Consider the following 17,156-nt stretch of genomic DNA (forward strand, 5'->3'; position numbering starts at 1 on the left):
TCCCTTCAGACGGTCGGCGGCGTGCTCTCCTGCCACACTGGGTTCCTCCCGTTCACCTCGAAGTGATTGAGTGACGCAATGACGTCGACCAGCACCGTGGACTACCAGCGCACCGACGGCCCCACCCTGCGCCTGACCTTCTCGGAACCCGAGGGGGCGCTACGCGGCGGCTTGGTGGTGCTGCACGAAGCGGACGGCGTCACCGACGGCGTGAAGCTGCTGCTCGCCAGCCTGGCCACGGAGGGGTGGCTGACCGTCACCCCGCACCTGGAGAACGACCGCCTCACCCAGCAGGACCTGCTCGACGCGACCGACCTGACGCTCGCGTGGCTCGTCGAACGCGGCGTCCAGGGTGACCTGCTCGGCGTGATGGGTTTCGACCTGGGCGGGACCGCGGCCCTCGTCGTCGCCTCGCACCGGAAGCTGGGCGCGGCCGTCAGCGTCGGCGGGCAGCAGGCGGCGGAACTGCCCGCGCTGGTCGAGATCGCCGGGAAGCTCACCAGCCCGTGGCTCGGCATGTACGGCGACGCCGGCGACGAGGCGGGTGGCGCCGAGGTCGAGCGCCTCCGCGACGCCGCCGCGTCGGCGAAGGTCGCCACGAACGTCGTCCACTACCCGGGCGCGAACCACCGCTTCGACGCCGACCCGGGTGCGGCCGCGGAGGCCTGGCAGCGCACGCTCAACTGGTTCGACGCGCACCTGCGTTAGGTGTGGGCGGCCGCCACCCGAACCACTCACCGAGTGTCGGTTCCGACCACAGTGACTTCCCGATCCGAGGGATTAGGCTCGGGTCGTGACGCACACCGCCGACGCCCCCGAGGTCCTGTGGCGCCCCGAGCCGGGCCACGTTGCCGACACCAAGATCGAAGCCTTCCGCCAGTGGCTGCGCGCCGAGCGCGACGTCGAGGTGGACGACTACCGCTCGTTGCACGAGTTCTCCGTCGAGCGCGGCCCGGCCTTCTGGGCGGCGGTCGCGGACTTCCTCGGCGTGCGCTGGCACGACCAGCCGGGCGAGGTGCTTTCGGGCGGGATGCCGGACGCCGTCTGGTTCGAGGGCGGCACGCTGAACTACGCCGAGCACGCGCTCACCCCCGGGGTCGCGGGCGCGGCCAAGGGCGACGACGAGACGGCGGTGATCTTCCACCGCGAGGACGGCTTCGCGAGCCAGCTGACGTACGGCGAGCTGCGCGCGCAGGTCGGCGCGGCCCGGGCGGCGTTCCTCGAGCTCGGCGTCGGCAAGGGCGACCGGGTCGTCGCGCTGGCGCCGAACTGCCCGCAGACGCTGGTCGCGTTCCTCGCCGCGGCGAGCATCGGCGCGATCTGGTCGTCGTGCTCGCCGGACTTCGGCGTCCGCGCGGTCGCGGACCGGTTCGTGCAGATCGAGCCGAAGCTGTTCTTCGCCGTCAACGCCTACGCGTACAACGGCCGCCAGTTCGACATCCGGACCACGGTCGCCGACCTGCGGGCGAAGCTGCCGTCGCTGGCCGCGACCGTGCTGGTCGAGTACGTCGGCGAAGGCCGGATGGACGGCACCCTCGACTGGGCCGAGCTGCTCGCGAAGCACCAGGGCGCGCCGCTGCTGTTCGAGCCGGTCGAGTTCGCGCACCCGCTGTGGGTGCTCTACTCCTCGGGCACCACGGGCCTGCCGAAGGGGATCGTGCACGGCCACGGCGGCATCACCCTCGAACACCTCAAGGCCCTCGCGCTGCAGACGGACCTCGGGCCGGGCGACCGGTTCTTCTGGTTCAGCACCACCGGCTGGATGATGTGGAACTTCCTCATCTCCGGCCTGCTGGTCGGCACGACGATCGTGCTCTACGACGGCAGCCCGGGGTACCCGGACCTGAACGCGCTCTGGCACCTGGCCGAGCAGCACCGCGTCACCTACTTCGGCACGTCGGCGCCGTTCATCCAGAGCTGCCTCAAGGCGGGCGTCAAGCCGGCCGAGCGCTACGACCTGACGGCGCTGCGCGCGCTGGGGTCCACCGGCGCGCCGCTGAGCGTCGAAGGCTTCCGGTGGATCGTGGACGAGGTCGGGAAGAAGGTCCAGATCTGCTCGGTCTCCGGCGGCACCGACCTGTGCGCGGCGTTCGTCGCGGCCGCCCCCGACGTCCCGGTCTGGCTCGGCGAGCTGTCCTGCCCGGCGCTGGGCGCCGCGGTCAACGCGTTCGACGAGGCCGGCAACGCCGTCGTCGAGGAGGTCGGCGAGCTCGTCATCACGAAGCCGATGCCGTCGATGCCGGTGTTCTTCTGGAACGACCCGGACGGCTCGCGCCTGCGCGAGGCGTACTTCGAGATGTACCCGGGGCTGTGGCGCCACGGCGACTGGATCCGGATCACGAACCGCGGCTCGGCGGTCATCTACGGCCGCAGCGACTCGACGCTCAACCGCGGCGGCGTCCGGATGGGCACGGCGGAGTTCTACCGGGTCGTCGAAGGCTACGACGAGATCGCGGATTCCCTGGTCGTGGACACCTCGGCGGCCGGGAACGAAGACGGCCAGCTGATCTGCTTCGTGGTGCTCGCCGACGGCGCCGACCTCGAAACCGTCGAGCCCCGGCTGAAGAAGGAGCTCCGCAGCGCTCTGTCACCACGCCATGTACCCGATCGGTTCGTGGTGGTTTCCGAGATTCCTCGTACCTTGAACGGTAAGAAGTGTGAGGTACCGGTGAAGAAGATCCTCGCCGGTGTGGCTCCCGACCGGGCCGTCAGCCGTGACGCGCTGGCCAACCCGGCGGCGCTGACGCCGTTCGTGGAGCTCGCCGGGGGGTAGACGGGGGAAGCATGATCGTCCACAACGGGTTGCACAGGTGGTGACGGGCACACGCGCGCAGACCACCTGGCGGGTGGCGGGAGCCACCACCGTGGGGGTGATCACCTGGGTGACCCGGCTGGCCGGACTGATGACGCTCGTGTCGGTCCTGGTCCCGGCCGGGCGGCGCAACCTGCGCGGGCGCCTGTCGGAGTGGCTGGAGCTGCCGCAGGAGGCCACGGTCGCCGCCGCGACCGTGGCGTTGGTCACGGGCGTGCTGCTGGTGCTGCTGGCCGCGGGCCTGCGGCGGCGCAAGCGCCGGGCCTGGCAGCTGGCGGTCGGCGCGACGGTGCTGCTCACGGTGTCGCACCTCGGGCTGCGGCACGTCTTCGGCGCCGGCCTGGTGTCGGTGCTGCTGCTGGCGGGCCTGATCGCGAGCCGGCGCTACTTCGTCGCGAAGCCGGACCCGGTGGTCGGGCGCTGGCGCGCGGTGCGCGTGTTCCTGCAGCTGGCGCTGGCCGGGTTCGTGATCAACGTCATCCTGCTGTCGGTGGCCTCGCGCGCGGTGCTGGAGCCGATGGGCTTCGCGGACCGGCTGACCGAGTCCGCACTCGCCCTGGTCGGCGCCAGCGGTCCCGCGGTGTTCCACCAGATGTGGCTGGAAGATCTGACCGCCGCCGTCGGCCTGCTCTTCGGCCTGGCCGCGGTCCTGGTCTCGGCGTACTTCCTGCTGCGCTCGGCCGAGCCGGCGCCGAGGCTGAGCGACGAGGAGGTCGCCCGCCTGCGCAAGCTGCTGGACGAGCACGGCGAGCGGGACTCCCTCGGCTACTTCGCGCTGCGGCGCGACAAGTTCGCGGTGTTCTCCCGCACCGGCAAGGCCGCGGTCACGTACCGCGTGATCGCGGGCGTGGCGCTGTGCTCGGCGGACCCGCTGGGCGACCACGAGGCCTGGCCCGGCGCGATCGAGGAGTACCTGGAGGTCTGCCGCCGCAACGGCTGGGTCCCGGCCGCGATGGGCGTGTCGGAGCTGGGCGCGACGGTCTGGGCCCGCTTCGGCCTGGAGGTGTTGGAGATCGGCGACGAGGCGGTCGTCGACGTCGACGGCTTCACGCTGGACGGCCGCACCATGCGCGGCGTCCGCCAAGCCGCGGCCCGCACGAAGCGCGCGGGCTACAAGGTCCTGGTCCGGCGCGCCGAAGACCTGCGCTTCGGCGAACTGGACGAGCTGGCGACCCTCGCCGCGAACTGGCGCGGCACGGACACCGAGCGCGGCTTCTCGATGGCGCTGGGCCGCATGGGCGACCCGACCTCGGTCCTGGTGACGGCCGAACAGGGCGGCCGCGTCCGCGGCGTCCTCCAGTTCGTCCCGTGGGGCGCGACGGGCCTGTCGCTGGACGTCATGCGCCGCGACCGCGCGGCCGACAACGGCGTCAACGAGCTGATGATCTCGGAACTCCTGCTGGCCGCCGGCCGCCACGGCATTTCCCAGGTGTCCCTGAACTTCGCGGCGTTCCGCGCCCTGATGGAACAGGGCCAGCGCATCGGCGCGGGCCCGGTCGCGAAGACGGCGGCGAAGGTCCTGCACTTCTTCTCGCGCTGGATCCAGATCGAAACGCTGTACCGCTTCAACGCGAAGTTCCAGCCCCGCTGGGTCCCGAGGTACCTGGTCTACCCGGGGGTCCGCGAACTGCCCCGCGTCGGCATCGCGACATTCGAGGCGGAAGGCCTCGGCGGACGCTCTCCGCGCCTGCTCAGGCTGCTGCGTCGCGCCTGAGGGGGGTGCCTTTCCGGGGTGATCGGGGGGTGTGTAACCTATCTGAGCAGTGGTCGTTGGGCCCAGGAGGCTTCGCCTAGTCTGGTCTATGGCGCCGCACTGCTAATGCGGTTGGGGGTAACCCCCCCTCCCGGGTTCAAATCCCGGAGCCTCCGCTGGTACCCGGTTCGCCGGGTGCTAGGTTAGAGAACAACTGAACACGCGCCCGTAGCTCAGCTGGATAGAGCATCTGACTACGGATCAGAAGGTCAGGGGTTCGAATCCCTTCGGGCGCACGTCTGGTTGAGACAGCAATACAAGGAACCCCCTGGAAACAGGGGGTTCCTTGCTGTTTCGCCCCTGTCCGTGGTGCCGGCCGTAGTCAGCCGGTTGCCGGTTTATTGCCAGTTTTCCCGAGGGGCAGCGACCCGAGCGCGTCGGCGCTGGCGCGGGACTTCTGGCCTCGGCCCATGTAGACGTCCTGGGTCATCGACGGGTGCGCGTGCCCGAGGATGTCGGCGATCTGGCGGGCGGTGAGGCCGGCTTCGTCGAGGATCGTGGCGAGCGTCTTGCGCAGTGTCTTGAAGGTCACCCACTCGTACCCGGCCCGCCGGCGGAACGGCAGCCACACCCGGTTGGTCAGGTTCTGGAAGTTCAGGTACCCGCCCCGGCTGTTGCAGTGGATCGGCCCAGTGGGGTTGATCACCCCGAGCCGGTCGCGCCGGTCCACCAGCATCGCGACGTACCAGTCCGGCAGAGGGATGCCGCGTTCGGCGTTCTCGGTCTTTCCTCCGTTCTTGATGGTGCCCTTGCCGCGGGCCTGGATGAGCCCGCCACTCACCTGAAGCTCCTTGGCCTTCTCGTCGAAGTCGGGCCAGTCGGCCCCGAGCAGCTCACCCCGCCGTTCGCCGGTGGCCAGGAAGCCGCGGACCAGGTCCGGCAGGTCGGCCGCGATCGCCTCCTCGTCGGTGTCGAGCTTGCCCAGGAAGTCGAACAGCTCCTCGGTGGTCAACGCGCGCGGCTTGGCCTTCTTCGTCTTCGCCCGGCGTTCGAGCAGCGGGGCGACCTCCCTGACCGGGTTGACCTTGATCAGCCCCTCGTTGATCGCGAAGGTGACGACGTTGCCGATCACGGCCCGGACCTGACGCGCCAGGCTCAGGCTGTGTGCCTTGAGCTTGGCCTGGCACAGGCGGTTGATCACCGGCGTCTCCACCTCGATCAGTTCGAGTTTTGCCAGGGCCGGCAGCACGTGGTTCTTGAGGTTGTACGAGTGGTTGTCCACCGAGGTGAACGAGAAGACGCCCATCTCAGCGTCCTTGCGGTACTCCGCCAGCCACGCGGCAGCGACGTCCTCGAACAGGCTGTGCGCGGTCAGCTCGGCACCGGCCGTGCTTTTCACCTTCGCCTTGACCGCCTCACGTACGGCGTCCCGGGCCACTTCCTTCGTTCGACCGCGCCGGCGGATGTCGTAGTAGGTCCCGTCGTGGTCGCGGTACTGACACCGGGCCCCCCACACCGAGCCGATCTTCTTGACGCTGATTTCGCCCGCGGTGCCGAGCGGGAGCCGGTGCCGGCCCATCAGGCGGTGCCCTGGGCTTCGATCCAGGCGTCGACGTCCTCGGGGCGGTAGCGGACGTACTTGCCGATGCGGCGGCCGGCGGGGCCGTAGCCCTTGGTGCGCCACTTGTACAGGGTGTTGACGGGGACTCCGAGGTGGTCGGATACGTCCTCAATGGACATCAGTCGAGCGCTCATTGCTGTACCTCCGTGGTGAGTTTTTCTTTGCGTTGCTGACGTTTTCCTTCGTAGATGGCTTCGGCGATCTCGCGTTCTTCGTGGTGGCGGTAGCCGTTGCCGGTGTAGGCCCAGTGGTTGACCACGATCACCGCGTCGGGGTGGGTGCCGGCGGCTTCGAGGGTGGCCAGGTGCTGGTGGGTGCGGCGGTCCCCGCGGATGGCGGTGAAGGTGATCGAGTAGCGCTGTGATTTGGTGAGGAAGTGGCCGCGGAACCCGAGCATGTGCGCCCATTTCCGCAGGTAGCCAAGGCCCTCGTTGGCTCCGAGGTCCCACGCAGTGGTGATCATCCGTCGGTGATGCGGGTGCACGTCCAGGGCGGCAATGGCGAGTTCGGAGCGGACCGGGCGGTCGGGGACTTCGCTGGTGGACGTGCCCTTGGTGGCGTACTTGGCGATGTAGCCCGCGAGCGCGCGGTCGGAGATCTCGCCGTCCTCTTCAACCGCGGCCGCGTGCGCAGGCCGGATGGGGCGGACGTCGACTTGCTCGCCCCAGGTGAAGGCGTGCTCGGTGGTGGCGCCGTCGATGGTCAGGGTCTTGGTGACGCGGGTATGCGCGGCGGCGGCCCGCACGGCGTGCTCCAGGATCCGGTTGTCGGCCCAAGCGGGTGCGGGGTCGTGGGGGCCTTCGGGGCCGTCCAGGCGGAGGACGGCGTGGAAGTGGATGAGGCCGCGGCGCTGGTATTCGGTGACCTTGGCGTAGGACAGGCGAGCGAGGGCGGGGAAGTCCTTGGCGCGGTAGCCGGCGGCCGTGGCGATCTCGCGGCGCAGGCGGACGGTGAAGGCGTGCCAGAGGTCCCCGGCGTGGCCCTGCCACAGCACGGCACCGCGGTAGTCGTAGGTCTCGGGGTTCAGGGCGGTGCCGACGCGGGTGTCTGCCTCGTGATGGTGCTCCCCGCACGCGCACGGAATCCGGCGCCCGGTGCGGGTGGTGCGGCGGGAGTGGACGGGGCCGAAGCTGGGGGCGGTGAGGGTGACGAACAGGCGGGGCTTGTCGGCGACGTCCTCGGGGATGTTTTTGCCGCCGGTCATGCCGGCGCGGATCAGGTGGAAGGCGTCGGCGGCGTAGCGGTCGGAGCAGGCGGGGCAGACGGTTTCGCGGCGGTTGCCGCACGGGGCGTAGACCACCCCGGCGGTGCGGTCGAGGATGCGGCCGGTGACGCGGTCGGTGATGGTGCGGTGTCCGGTGAGGTGGACGGGTTGGAGGCATCCGCCGGTGGCTTCGGCGCGGGCGCGGATGGCGCGGATGTCGGGGCGGGCGAGGTGGGTGGTGATGCGGGTAGCCAGTGAGGACCCGTCGTGCTCGGTGATCATGCTGGCCTCCATTCGTGCGGGCACCACGAGGCCGGGCCACTCCGGTGCAGCTGGTGGGGGTGGCCCGGCGAAGGTGCGGACTACGGTGGTGTCAGCGCCGACGGCGCCGAAGCAGCCACTTGATGAACTTCTTGCCCGCTTGGACCATGAGGTCCGCGACGAGGGCGAGGGGAAGATCGGTGATGATCAGGTGGGCCAGGAAATGAGGCACGAGAGTTCTCCCGGGGTTGATGCTCACCGGTCGAGGCCGGGTTCATCAATTGCGGGTCTTCTCGCGTGGCCCTGAACAGGATGATCAACTGGGCCGGGTCGTGAGCGGGTGGTGGTTGACCGTCGTGTTCAGCTCATCGACCAGGGCGGTGAGCATCGGATCGGGCAGGTTGACCTTGGTGGCGAGGTCGTCGGCGGTGACCGGGCGGCCGGCGGCGTGGGCGTCGGCGGTGGTGGCGGTCACGGTGTTACGGATGCCAGCGGGGAGCTTGGTGAGCACCTTGCCGGGCGTGGTGCTGGTCGCCGGGGCCGGTCGGTCGACCCCGCCGGGAGTGGCGGCGGCCGGCGGGGTGGTGGTGAGGGCGTGTTCGCGGGCTTGGGTGCAGCGTTGCTGGATGATCGGCATGACTTCGGCGAGCAGGAACACCACGAGCGGGATGACGACGTGGAAGAACACGCTGCCCTGGGAGATGCCGCCGGTGGTGGGGGTGACGGCGGCCCAGACGTTCGCGGCGAAGGTGGCGGCGAGCAGGAGCCGCTTGAGGTGCTTGACGGGCTTGTCGTTGACCGGGATGCCGGCGGCGAGCATGGCGGATTCCCAGCGGAGCAGGTTGACGAGGATGCCGGCGAGGGCGGGTTCGGCGAGCCAGGCGCCCCACCACACGGGGTCGGTGGTGGGCAGGTGGCCGGCGAGGAAGTCGTGGACGCCGGTGGTGGTGAACCCGAGCCCGATCACGAGGAAGAACCACATGGTGCGGGTGATCGAGGTGCGGAAGCGGTCCGCGGTGACCGCCCCGAGCAGCGGGTCGGCGGCGAGCCGGTGGACGTCGTGGGCTTCGGCGAGCTGGGTGGTGAGGGTGCGGACCCGGCGTGAGACCGGGCGGCCGGTGTCGTCGCGCGGGGCGGGCTTGCGGAACACGTCAGGCACCTCCTTCCAGGGTGTCCGGGTGGGTGGGTGGTCAGCGGCCGCCGTCGCGGAAGCGTCGGCCGTCGCGGCGGAAAAGCTCCATGTAGTACTCGAACCATCGGGCGATTTCGTCGGCTCGTTCGGCGAGCTCGGGGTGCTCGAACCACGTCTCGCCGTCGCGCTTGGCCCGTTCCTGGCGGCGGATGTCGAAGTACTCGTTGACCAGGGGACGGGCGTTCGTGGTCAGTTCGGCGAAGTCCAGTTCGGTCACGGTTGCTCCCTTCGGGACGTTGGGCAGCTTGTCCGGGTCCACGACGAACACTTTGTTGGCATCGGGGATCGCGTCGATCAGGTCACCGAGCCCCAGTCGGCGGGGACGGCCGGGCGGGAGCGGGGCGACCGGCAGGTGATCGGTCCCGATCAGGGCGGCTTGTTCGGCGGCCCAGGCGTCCATGGCGGCTTCGTCGCCGTGGAAGTCCGGCGGGGCGGGTATCCGGTTGAGCTGGGGATGCTGTTCGAGCAGCCAGGCCCGGCATTCCGGGCCGAGGGTGAGCGCGGACATGCCGGCACCGCCGATCTGGTCGACGTCGCGGCCGACGATGTGGGCGAGGATCGTGCGGTACTGCAGGGCCCCGGAGGGCAGGCGGTGGGTGACGGCGAGGATCGAGTAGAGGTCGAAGTCTTTGGCGGGGCTCACGGGTCCTCCGTTCGAGACCGTGGGGTGGTCAGGCCGCGGTCGGGGCGGCCGTGGCGGTGGTGAGGTGGGCGAGCAGGGCCGTGCCGATGTGGCGGGTGTAGGCGGGTGGGATGGCTTCGGCGATCTCGCGGCGGACGTCGGTGTGGTGGATGCCCATGGCGTTCTGCCAGTCGGTGACCGAGCCCTTGCCGCCGCCGTCGCCGTAGACCGCGACCATGTCCCCGTCGTGGCGGACGCCGTGGCGCCAGCCGGCCACCCGGTGCCCGCGGTGGGTGGGATGCGGGGGCTGGTCGACGGTCAGGCCGTCGATCTCGAAGTAGCGGTGCCGGAACACCCGCAGGTCGAAGGAGAGCCCGCAGAGGGTGAGGTCGCGGCGGAGCTTCGAGCCCTGGACGTTCTCCATCACCGTCGGAACGCCGGTGCGGGCCCGCAGGCGGGCGAGCACGGCCCGTGCGAGCGGGATGAGGTCGATGTGGGTGTCGGTCCAGCCGGCGCGGCGGCGGTTGCCCGCGGTGAGTGCGCAGGCGTTCTGGCACGGTGGGGAGATGTGCACGGCGTCGAACTCGTGGCCGTGGGCGTCGATGAACTCGATCGCGTCGCCCCGGTGGAACTCGTACGGGTAGTTCGGCTGTGGCGCGATGTCCACGCCGACAACCTCGAACCCGGCATCGTGGTAGCCCTTCGCCGCGCCACCGGAGCAGCAACAGGCGTCGAGGATTCGCATGCGTCGCATGGATTTCTCCCTTCTCGGTGTGGTGTGGAGAGGACACGCGGGGCGCGTGTGGCACGGCGGAGAACTCGGCCGGCGGAGCGTCACGAGGACTCCGGACATGCCGGAAGGGCTACTTCGTCAGGGCGAGGTCGTGGGCCTGTCCGGCGACCCGGCGCATTTCGGCGGCTTCCTCTTCGTGGATGCGGGCCATCTGGCCGGCCACGTCGGACAGTCGGAGCAGGGTATCCCGGTCTTTACCGCCCGTCGGCAAGATCACCGATCGGTTCGCGTCGTCGTACTCCTCCTGGAGTTTCACGAGCTTGTCGAGGTTGGACTTCGGGCTCATGGCCGTGTCCCTTCCGGTCCGGTCTGGATGTAACGGGCGTGGGCGTCGAGGGCGGCGGCGAGGTAGCGGGCGAAGGCCGGCGGCATGGAGATCTCCCAGGACTGGAGACCGCGGCCGGGGATGGTGCGGGTGACCCGGAGCAGAACGTCGGTGGCGGTGCCGGACACCGCGGTGTTGTCCACGGTGGCCCGGCAAAACCGCACCCCGTCCAGAGACCCGAGCGGGTAGATCCCGAGCCCGTCTTCGAGCGTGGACACTGCGGCGTGCCACACGTCGGCATCCGGGGGCGGGATCGGTGTGGGAGTGTCCATGCTGGTCACTCGTCGCGCCCGTAGCGGATGTACTGGTAGGAGTAGCCACCGTCCCCGCGACGGAAGGCGGCCCACTCGCGCCAGAGGGCGGCGGTGAGTCCGAAGTAGACCAGCGCGATGACGATGGTGACGACGGTCCGCCAGCCCGGGGAGTGCACGAGGATGCCGGTGAAGATGGCGGCGAGCACGGCTACACCGGTGATCTTGAGCCAGGTGCCGAGGAACTTGAGTGTGATCATTTCGTTCGTCCTTTCAGGACTCGGATGCCAGCAATAAGAGGAGCAGTAAGCAGAGTGATTGCCGCCATTACTACGAAGAGCAGCAGTTCGAGCAGCGCAGGAAGAATCAAGCGAAGGACAGCGGCGAGCACTATCACCAGAATCAAGGTGATCATTTCGTATGTCCTTTGCGGAGTTCGAGGGCGAGCCGGTACAGCTCGTCCGGGGTGACGGATTCGCGGGCGCCGGCGGCGAGGGCGACGTGCCGGCGGGCGACGCGGTAGGGGAAGGAGCTGTAGACGAGGAAACGGACGCCGGACGGGCCGCGGCCGGTGAGGGTGATGTGCAGTTCTCCGCCGGGGGTGTGCCACCAGTCGCCGTTGATGCCGGTGAGCCGGTGCGTCCACACCAGCAGCGTCCCGAGCACGGTGACCGGGGTGGCCTGGCGGACGTCCGGCTGGATCTCGACCGCGTGGGAGCCGGGGTTGAGGGCGAGGTAGCAGGGTTCCGGGGCGGGGGTGTCGCGGACGTAGGTGACGGCGACGGCGGCGAGCTTGGCTACCCCGGTCAGCGGAACGAGCGCAGCAGTCATGGCGAGGTCCTTTCCGGACTTGGGTTAGGCGGAGACGGCGTAGAGGGCCGGGCCGTCGTTGTCGTCGGGGTGGTGCGGGGTGCACAGGCGCACGAGTTCGTCGATGTCCTCGTCGTCGCTGTAGCCGGCGCGGACCCGAACAGGCTGGCGGGACTTCTCCGAGGTGCGATAGCCGATGCCCTCGCACCCGGTCTCGGGGATCTCGTCAGCGAGACCGCCGCGTTCGCGGGCGGCTTCCCCGAGCACCATGTCGACGTAGGCGGCGGACCCGATGCGCAGGCAGAACCGGCGGGTGAACAGGTCCCGGACCGGCACGATGTCCTTGGTGGGTTCCTGCACGAACGCCATCACCGCGCTGCCTGCGGCGCGGCCCTGGGTGAGGATCTCGGCGAGGACCTTGTTGACGGCCATGAGGGTGGCGCGGCGGCCCCCGAGGGCGGTGAGCATGGCGAGTTCGTCGATCACGAGCACGTCGAACGGGGTCTCGGCCGACGGGGTGAACTTGCGCTTGCCCTGCGAGCGCAGCAGTTCCTGCCGAGCCTTCATCGCGTCGCGGAACTCGTACAGCACCCCGAGCATCGCGTCGATGTCCTCGGGCCCGTCGCCGTCCGGGTCGTACTCGACGTCCTCGTCGGCGGAGGTGGCGTAGCGGTAGAACAGCGGCTTGCCGCGCTCGGTTTCCATGCCGCCTTTGGGGTCGATCACCGACAGGCGCACGACACCCTCGCGGATGGCCGGTCCCATCGCCCGCAGCGGGTTCCATAGCAGCGACCCCTTGCCGGATCCGGTGGCGCCGGCGATCAGCCAGTGCTGCCCGAGCAGGGGTTCGGTCCAGATTCGGCCGTACTCGTCGTCCCCGAGTTCGATCGCGGTCAGGTCCACGTCGTCCACGTCGCCGGGGATCTCTGCGGGGGCGACGACGTCGGTGAACGGGTTGCCGTGCACCAGGGTGATCGTCAGGACGCGGGGCTTGGTCTTCTCGATCGCGATGACGTCGGCCCCGAGTGCGGACGCGAGTTCCTCTTGGGCGTTGCGGAAGGTGGTCAGGGACTGGCCCTTGCGGATCACCACCCGCAGGACGTCGATCGACGGGGTCGGGGATTCGACCTTGGCCAGCCGGGGCACCAGCAGTTCGCCGGTGCGGCGGTCCTGGACGGTCAGGCCGCAGTGATCCAGCGAGTCACGCCAGGAGCGGCCGATGTAGCGGGTCCAGCGGCGGCGGAACGCACGCATCCGGGGCGAGGCGATCCGGGTGAAGGAGTCGGGGTGGGCGCGGTACCAGCCGGCCCCGGCGGCGAGCAGTCCGCCGGCGATGCTCCCGGTGGTGACCGGTCCCAGCTCGACCAGGCTCGTGCCGATCGCGGCGGGGGTGGCCAGAGCGCCGGGGTGGCGGGCCAGCCACAGCGCGAGGCGGGCTTCGGCCCGGCTCTTGTGCGCCCCCGGGCGGGTCGTCGGGTTTTTGTTCTTGCGTGCCATGGGGTGATCTCCGTGGTTCGGGGACGCCCCGGGCCGTGACCCTGCATTGGACGGCGGGGCCACGGCCCAACGACGTCCAGGTGCGGTGTCACTCGGTGTTCAGGTGCTGGTGGTCCGGCCGGTCAGCGGCGGCGGCCCTTCGGCCGGCGGCGGCCGGTGTCGAACAGCGGGCGGGCGGCCTCCACGGTGGTGATCACGGTGGCGACCTTGCGGGTGACCTCGGTGTACTGCTTGCCGAAGCCCCCGAGCCGGTTCGGCAGGGCGGTCATGGCCTCGCGCAGCTTCTTCATGGCCTTGTCCAGTTCGGTGATCTTCGCGTCGATCTGGTGGGTGCTCACGGGTTCCTCCTCGCAGATGGTCGGACGTTGGGGTGGCGGTGCGTCAGGGCAGCCAGGAGCGGGAGATCAGCACGTCCTTGCGCTTGGTGGCCGCGGTGCGCAGTTCGTCCAGCGCGCCGGAGGCGGCGGTGACCGCGGACTTGACCTCGGTCTTGCTCGGGACCTGCCAGCCCTCGAACCGCTCCCCGGTGCTCTTGCCCTCGTTGAGCGCGCGGGCGAGTTTGCTGATCTCGTCGAACTTCACGCGGACCTGGTCCAGGGCGAACTCGAACTCCGTGAACTTGGCCTTGTTGTGGTTGTTGATCGTCTGGGACGTCATCAGCTCACCTTTCGCTGCTGGTGGGGGGTGATCGGGCGGCCCGCGAGGGCGCGCCACTTGCGGGCCTTCTCCTTCGTCGCCCGGGGCACGAGGACCGAGTTGCCGGGGCCGGCGTGCCCGTGGCAGGTGTAGATGTGGGTTCCTCCCTTCGTCAGCCACTTCGAGTCCAGGAGCTGGTGGACCGCGTCGGTTTCGTCGGCGGGGGCGGCCTCGATCGTGGCGTTGGCGACGATCCGGTAGACCCGTTCCGCGGGGCCGACGAGGGCGTAGCCGGTGTTCTCGGCAACCTGGAGCACCTTTTCGATCAAGTTCATGTCGTTCACCGGCGGCCGGCCGGTCTCGACCGGGACGGTGGCGGTCGGCTCGTTGCCGAACAGGTCCAGCGGTTCCGCGGCGGTCACCGTGTGCCCCGGACGCGCAGGACGGCGACCAGGCCGAGCAGCAGTGCCGCGGCCGCGGCGGCCGGGGCCGCGAGGGCGAGGCAGCCGACGAGGACCAGCCACAGCGGGTAGAAGGTCAGGGTGGCGAAATTCGACATTCGGAACTCCTCACATTTGCCACTGGGCGCCGCAGACGCGGCAGGTCGCGATACGAGTAGGGGAGAGCCAGAAGTTTGCTGAGCAGACGTGGTTGCCCATTACTTTCGCCGCTTCGGGCCGTGCGGGTCGTAGGAGGAAAGACCGTCGATCCGGAGAACGTTCATGCTGATCACTCCTTCGAGCTGGGTGGCGGGTCGCGCCCGCCGGAGAGGGTGTTGGTGCTGGTCACTCGGCCAGGTGGAACCACGGCCAGGCGCTGAGCTGGGCCGCGTAGAACTCGTCCTCGTCCATGGATGTGCCTCGATTCGTCTGGGACGGATATGCCCGGCGACTTCCGGCGAAATGGGGCCGGAAATCACCGTCGCGTAGCCGTGACAGGCGTGATTTGGGCATAGTTGGGCTCACTATGTATTTGTCAATGAACAAGGAATTGCGTGCCCGAACGGGCGGAAAGTCGTGGTGCTAGCGGGTGGTGATCAGAGGACCGGCTTCATGCCGGCCGCGCCCCAGGCGACACCCGAGACGGTCTCGCCCCGCTCGTTCTTGAACGAGTACGGCGTCACCCGCGGGTCGATCAGCTCCACCCGGGTCATCTCGTCCTCCGAGAAGCCCTCGCCCGGGTCGGAGTCCAGCGTCACGCGGATCTCCTCACCCTTCTGGCCCTTGGCCTTCACCATCAGCGCCACCGTGTACTTCGTGACGCCGTCCCGGTCGGTCACCACGGTGTCGACGCCGTTCTCCTTGCGCGTCTTCATCTCCGGGTTCTCCGAGACGGTGAGGCGGTAGCCCGACAGGTTCACCGGGATGTTCTTCATGTCGACCTCCGTTGGTTGGCGTTGCCTTGCATCGACCAACGTATACGCAGCTACGTATACGCACAAGTCTTGCGTATACGTAAGCCGCTGATTCACTCATTCGGTCTAGTGATCGCCGGGCTGACCTGCGAAAATGCGGTCAGCGACGATGAGGGTCGCTGGACGACGCGCGAGCCCGACGCCTCGACCGCAGAAGAGTGCAGCCGTCGCCTCGCTTGCGTATACGAAGTTGGGTATACTTTATGTGACCAGGAGCGCTGTCGAGTCCGAGGAAGGGATCATGGCTGTGGCCGAGCCGGCATACGTCGTCATCGCAGGTGAGTACGCGCGTCGCATTCGGACGGGAGAACTTCCGGCCGGCGCCCAGTTGCCGAGCTATGCGGAGATCGCTGAGCAAAACGGTGTTTCGGACATAGTCGTCCGGAAGGCGGTCGAACTCCTACAGAATCAGGGGCTCGTTCGCTCTGTGCGTCGCCGTGGCGTTTTCGTCGCTAGTCGGACGAACTTGGTGCGGATCTCGCCTGAGCGACAAATGCAGGACCCGGAGACCACATTCGGGAACGAATCCGAGCAAGATGTCCGGGTCGAACGCGATTTCGAGCAGGTTGCGGCGCCTGTCGAGACGGCCGAAATTCTCGGATTGGAACCAGGTCGAGAAGTTTCACGGATCGTTACCCGCGCCTCCGAAGGTGGACGCCCCATCTCAATCTCTGACACCTACCAGCCTGTAGGTGTCGAGGGAATATCGACGGCAAAAGTTCTTGAAGAGACGATCGCAGACCGAATTCCGTCGGCTGACCATGCAGAGTGGTTGCGAGTGAACTCGGGCGAACTGGTCAAGTCGGTTCACCAACGCTTCATTGACGCTGACGGGGGAGTCGTCATGGTTTCGGATGTCTCATACCCGCGCGACCGCTACGAAGCGTTCGTGTTTCGAATGACTCTGGACTAATAGTGAACGCAGAGTGCGATCGAGGGTGGCACCAGTGCTACCCTCGGTTGTACCTAGGACCTTACCCAATGCTGTGCGACATCCTTCAAGTTCCACCACGAAACAAATTTTGGATCTTGGGACGCGAGCGTCCATCGCTTTGACAGTATTTCAAAGAACTGGTCATCGCCAGTCTTCCCGCCTCGTGGTTCGCCGACAAAGATAACCTCGGCACCTCCGGATTTCTCAAAGTCTATGAGGCACTCAGAAGCCATCTTATTTCCCCATCCCGGCGGCCAGCAAAGGAAAAGAGCTTTATCTTTAATATCCTCTTTTCGGCGGGCAAAGTCTTCCAGGCTTCCGACGTCGTACCATGCGTCTCGCTGTCCGCGGGTAGCCGGGAATGAAGGGTTCTGAGCGGCGCCCGGAGGGTCGACGTCGTACGCCTCCACCGCTAGGCCTTGTCGAGCGAGCTGCGCAGCCCAGTATCCCCTGCCGGCGCCTAGCTCGATCAACGGACGCCCGGACGTGGCCGCAGCTACCCATCGGAGGGTCTCAGGCGAGGGAAGCGCGTATGCGTAGGCGGCCTGCAAGATCATCGCCGCATAACCGAGCCGGCTGCTGCCCTCTGCTCGACCACCATTGACGACTCGGCGCCCTTCGCTCTCGAACACGAAGGGTTCGACGATGTCCCAGTACGGGTTCGTACTGATGGACGCGTCAACAGTCATGTAGTGGACGAATCGAAGATCGAAAGCCGCATCCATCCGCTGGTCACCCGTACCCTGCAGGCGAGGTGCCGCGTCGAGGTAGTCGGCCACCTTCGGGTACTCGGAGCGAAGCCGTTGCTCATCATCGAGCAGGGTTGCTAGCTCGTCGCGTCGCTCAGTCGTCAGCTCCAGTCCGCTCACCCTTCCGATCTTGGTGATCGCCCTGCCGGCCTGCAAGCCCGGGCGCGGCTGAACCTGCGTGTTCAGAGTTTCCTTACTTGTTCAAGGCGGCCCCTCCGGGGCCGCTGAGCACTGTGTTTGACCCGCGGGCAAGCCCCGCCGGGGCGTGCGGGCTGGCGCCCGGTCCCCGGCGGTCGCCCGCGGAAGAGCAGCCCAGCGACCACCCGCCGGCGGGGCCGCGAA

At 68.5% G+C, this 17,156-nt stretch carries 22 protein-coding genes and 2 tRNA genes; 6 read left to right on the forward strand and 18 right to left on the reverse strand.

What is annotated here, in order from left to right:
- The first annotated feature begins 78 nt into the window (after window positions 1-78).
- The 5 genes from AB5J73_RS13575 to AB5J73_RS13595 all read left to right on the forward strand — a co-directional run bounded on the left by AB5J73_RS13575 (window position 79) and on the right by AB5J73_RS13595 (window position 4,801).
- The gene (locus tag AB5J73_RS13575; RefSeq protein WP_160696790.1) at window positions 79-708 is read left to right on the forward strand and encodes a dienelactone hydrolase family protein; all 630 of its coding nucleotides are present in this window, start codon (window positions 79-81) and stop codon (window positions 706-708) included.
- Window positions 709-793: 85 nt separating this feature from the next.
- Window positions 794-2,773, forward strand: a complete 1,980-nt coding sequence (locus AB5J73_RS13580; protein WP_370970074.1) for an acetoacetate--CoA ligase — start codon at window positions 794-796, stop codon at window positions 2,771-2,773.
- 37 nt (window positions 2,774-2,810) lie between these two features.
- Window positions 2,811-4,526, forward strand: coding sequence for a phosphatidylglycerol lysyltransferase domain-containing protein (locus AB5J73_RS13585; RefSeq protein ID WP_370970075.1), 1,716 nt, complete (start codon window positions 2,811-2,813; stop codon window positions 4,524-4,526).
- A 65-nt stretch (window positions 4,527-4,591) separates the two neighbouring features.
- Window positions 4,592-4,681, forward strand: a tRNA-Ser gene (locus AB5J73_RS13590).
- A gap of 46 nt (window positions 4,682-4,727) precedes the next feature.
- A tRNA-Arg gene (locus tag AB5J73_RS13595) sits at window positions 4,728-4,801 on the forward strand.
- Between the two features lie 86 nt (window positions 4,802-4,887).
- On the opposite strand, the gene AB5J73_RS13600 is transcribed toward AB5J73_RS13595, so the two are convergent.
- The 17 genes from AB5J73_RS13600 to AB5J73_RS13680 form a co-directional block, all read right to left on the reverse strand.
- The gene (locus AB5J73_RS13600) at window positions 4,888-6,084 is read right to left on the reverse strand and encodes a tyrosine-type recombinase/integrase (RefSeq protein WP_370970076.1); all 1,197 of its coding nucleotides are present in this window, start codon (window positions 6,082-6,084) and stop codon (window positions 4,888-4,890) included.
- Window positions 6,084-6,260, reverse strand: a complete 177-nt coding sequence (locus tag AB5J73_RS13605) for a helix-turn-helix transcriptional regulator (RefSeq protein WP_370970077.1) — start codon at window positions 6,258-6,260, stop codon at window positions 6,084-6,086. Before AB5J73_RS13605 ends, AB5J73_RS13600 begins: the two co-directional genes overlap by 1 nt.
- Complete coding sequence (locus AB5J73_RS13610) at window positions 6,257-7,612, reverse strand: replication initiator (RefSeq protein ID WP_370970078.1); 1,356 nt, start codon at window positions 7,610-7,612, stop codon at window positions 6,257-6,259. Before AB5J73_RS13610 ends, AB5J73_RS13605 begins: the two co-directional genes overlap by 4 nt.
- Before the next feature lie 295 nt (window positions 7,613-7,907).
- Window positions 7,908-8,750 carry a hypothetical protein gene (locus tag AB5J73_RS13615; RefSeq protein ID WP_370970079.1) on the reverse strand — a complete coding sequence of 281 codons (843 nt, stop codon included), beginning with the start codon at window positions 8,748-8,750 and terminating at the stop codon, window positions 7,908-7,910.
- 31 nt (window positions 8,751-8,781) lie between these two features.
- Window positions 8,782-9,426 carry a hypothetical protein gene (locus tag AB5J73_RS13620; RefSeq protein ID WP_370970080.1) on the reverse strand — a complete coding sequence of 215 codons (645 nt, stop codon included), beginning with the start codon at window positions 9,424-9,426 and terminating at the stop codon, window positions 8,782-8,784.
- 28 nt (window positions 9,427-9,454) lie between these two features.
- Window positions 9,455-10,159, reverse strand: a complete 705-nt coding sequence (locus AB5J73_RS13625) for a DNA methylase (RefSeq protein WP_370970081.1) — start codon at window positions 10,157-10,159, stop codon at window positions 9,455-9,457.
- A 109-nt stretch (window positions 10,160-10,268) separates the two neighbouring features.
- Window positions 10,269-10,484 carry a hypothetical protein gene (locus AB5J73_RS13630; RefSeq protein WP_370970082.1) on the reverse strand — a complete coding sequence of 72 codons (216 nt, stop codon included), beginning with the start codon at window positions 10,482-10,484 and terminating at the stop codon, window positions 10,269-10,271.
- Complete coding sequence (locus AB5J73_RS13635; RefSeq protein WP_370970083.1) at window positions 10,481-10,795, reverse strand: hypothetical protein; 315 nt, start codon at window positions 10,793-10,795, stop codon at window positions 10,481-10,483. The genes AB5J73_RS13630 and AB5J73_RS13635 overlap by 4 nt, the downstream gene beginning before the upstream one ends.
- A gap of 5 nt (window positions 10,796-10,800) precedes the next feature.
- Window positions 10,801-11,034: a hypothetical protein gene (locus tag AB5J73_RS13640; protein ID WP_370970084.1), complete on the reverse strand. Its 234-nt coding sequence runs from the start codon at window positions 11,032-11,034 to the stop codon at window positions 10,801-10,803.
- The gene (locus AB5J73_RS13645) at window positions 11,031-11,189 is read right to left on the reverse strand and encodes a hypothetical protein (protein WP_370970085.1); all 159 of its coding nucleotides are present in this window, start codon (window positions 11,187-11,189) and stop codon (window positions 11,031-11,033) included. Before AB5J73_RS13645 ends, AB5J73_RS13640 begins: the two co-directional genes overlap by 4 nt.
- Window positions 11,186-11,605: a hypothetical protein gene (locus tag AB5J73_RS13650; RefSeq protein ID WP_370970086.1), complete on the reverse strand. Its 420-nt coding sequence runs from the start codon at window positions 11,603-11,605 to the stop codon at window positions 11,186-11,188. Before AB5J73_RS13650 ends, AB5J73_RS13645 begins: the two co-directional genes overlap by 4 nt.
- Window positions 11,606-11,629: 24 nt before the next feature.
- Entirely contained in the window at window positions 11,630-13,081 is a 1,452-nt protein-coding gene (locus AB5J73_RS13655; RefSeq protein WP_370970087.1) for a cell division protein FtsK, read from the reverse strand.
- A 122-nt stretch (window positions 13,082-13,203) separates the two neighbouring features.
- Window positions 13,204-13,419 carry a hypothetical protein gene (locus tag AB5J73_RS13660; protein ID WP_370970088.1) on the reverse strand — a complete coding sequence of 72 codons (216 nt, stop codon included), beginning with the start codon at window positions 13,417-13,419 and terminating at the stop codon, window positions 13,204-13,206.
- Between the two features lie 43 nt (window positions 13,420-13,462).
- Entirely contained in the window at window positions 13,463-13,738 is a 276-nt protein-coding gene (locus tag AB5J73_RS13665; protein WP_370970089.1) for a hypothetical protein, read from the reverse strand.
- Window positions 13,738-14,139, reverse strand: coding sequence for a hypothetical protein (locus AB5J73_RS13670; protein WP_370970090.1), 402 nt, complete (start codon window positions 14,137-14,139; stop codon window positions 13,738-13,740). Before AB5J73_RS13670 ends, AB5J73_RS13665 begins: the two co-directional genes overlap by 1 nt.
- Window positions 14,136-14,276, reverse strand: a complete 141-nt coding sequence (locus AB5J73_RS13675; protein WP_370970091.1) for a hypothetical protein — start codon at window positions 14,274-14,276, stop codon at window positions 14,136-14,138. Before AB5J73_RS13675 ends, AB5J73_RS13670 begins: the two co-directional genes overlap by 4 nt.
- A gap of 477 nt (window positions 14,277-14,753) precedes the next feature.
- A complete protein-coding gene (locus tag AB5J73_RS13680; RefSeq protein ID WP_370970092.1) occupies window positions 14,754-15,092 on the reverse strand; it encodes a hypothetical protein in 339 nt (112 codons plus the stop codon).
- 280 nt (window positions 15,093-15,372) lie between these two features.
- Between AB5J73_RS13680 and AB5J73_RS13685 the strand changes: the two genes are divergently transcribed.
- Window positions 15,373-16,044, forward strand: a complete 672-nt coding sequence (locus tag AB5J73_RS13685) for a GntR family transcriptional regulator (RefSeq protein ID WP_370970093.1) — start codon at window positions 15,373-15,375, stop codon at window positions 16,042-16,044.
- Between the two features lie 53 nt (window positions 16,045-16,097).
- On the opposite strand, the gene AB5J73_RS13690 is transcribed toward AB5J73_RS13685, so the two are convergent.
- On the reverse strand, window positions 16,098-16,934 hold the full coding sequence (locus AB5J73_RS13690; RefSeq protein WP_370970094.1) for a hypothetical protein: 837 nt from the start codon (window positions 16,932-16,934) through the stop codon (window positions 16,098-16,100).
- Between the last annotated feature and the right edge of the window lie 222 nt (window positions 16,935-17,156).

This window comes from Amycolatopsis sp. cg9 (assembly GCF_041346945.1).
Lineage (GTDB): Bacteria > Actinomycetota > Actinomycetes > Mycobacteriales > Pseudonocardiaceae > Amycolatopsis.

Coding starts and splice junctions, on each gene's coding strand:
- AB5J73_RS13575 (WP_160696790.1), top strand. CDS start 79: ATGACGTCGACCAGCACCGTGGACTACCAGCGCACCGACGGCCCCACC.
- AB5J73_RS13600 (WP_370970076.1), bottom strand. CDS start 6,084: ATGGGCCGGCACCGGCTCCCGCTCGGCACCGCGGGCGAAATCAGCGTC.
- AB5J73_RS13605 (WP_370970077.1), bottom strand. CDS start 6,260: ATGAGCGCTCGACTGATGTCCATTGAGGACGTATCCGACCACCTCGGA.
- AB5J73_RS13610 (WP_370970078.1), bottom strand. CDS start 7,612: ATGATCACCGAGCACGACGGGTCCTCACTGGCTACCCGCATCACCACC.
- AB5J73_RS13625 (WP_370970081.1), bottom strand. CDS start 10,159: ATGCGACGCATGCGAATCCTCGACGCCTGTTGCTGCTCCGGTGGCGCG.
- AB5J73_RS13630 (WP_370970082.1), bottom strand. CDS start 10,484: ATGAGCCCGAAGTCCAACCTCGACAAGCTCGTGAAACTCCAGGAGGAG.
- AB5J73_RS13635 (WP_370970083.1), bottom strand. CDS start 10,795: ATGGACACTCCCACACCGATCCCGCCCCCGGATGCCGACGTGTGGCAC.
- AB5J73_RS13640 (WP_370970084.1), bottom strand. CDS start 11,034: ATGATCACACTCAAGTTCCTCGGCACCTGGCTCAAGATCACCGGTGTA.
- AB5J73_RS13645 (WP_370970085.1), bottom strand. CDS start 11,189: ATGATCACCTTGATTCTGGTGATAGTGCTCGCCGCTGTCCTTCGCTTG.
- AB5J73_RS13650 (WP_370970086.1), bottom strand. CDS start 11,605: ATGACTGCTGCGCTCGTTCCGCTGACCGGGGTAGCCAAGCTCGCCGCC.
- AB5J73_RS13655 (WP_370970087.1), bottom strand. CDS start 13,081: ATGGCACGCAAGAACAAAAACCCGACGACCCGCCCGGGGGCGCACAAG.
- AB5J73_RS13665 (WP_370970089.1), bottom strand. CDS start 13,738: ATGACGTCCCAGACGATCAACAACCACAACAAGGCCAAGTTCACGGAG.
- AB5J73_RS13675 (WP_370970091.1), bottom strand. CDS start 14,276: ATGTCGAATTTCGCCACCCTGACCTTCTACCCGCTGTGGCTGGTCCTC.
- AB5J73_RS13680 (WP_370970092.1), bottom strand. CDS start 15,092: ATGAAGAACATCCCGGTGAACCTGTCGGGCTACCGCCTCACCGTCTCG.
- AB5J73_RS13685 (WP_370970093.1), top strand. CDS start 15,373: ATGGCTGTGGCCGAGCCGGCATACGTCGTCATCGCAGGTGAGTACGCG.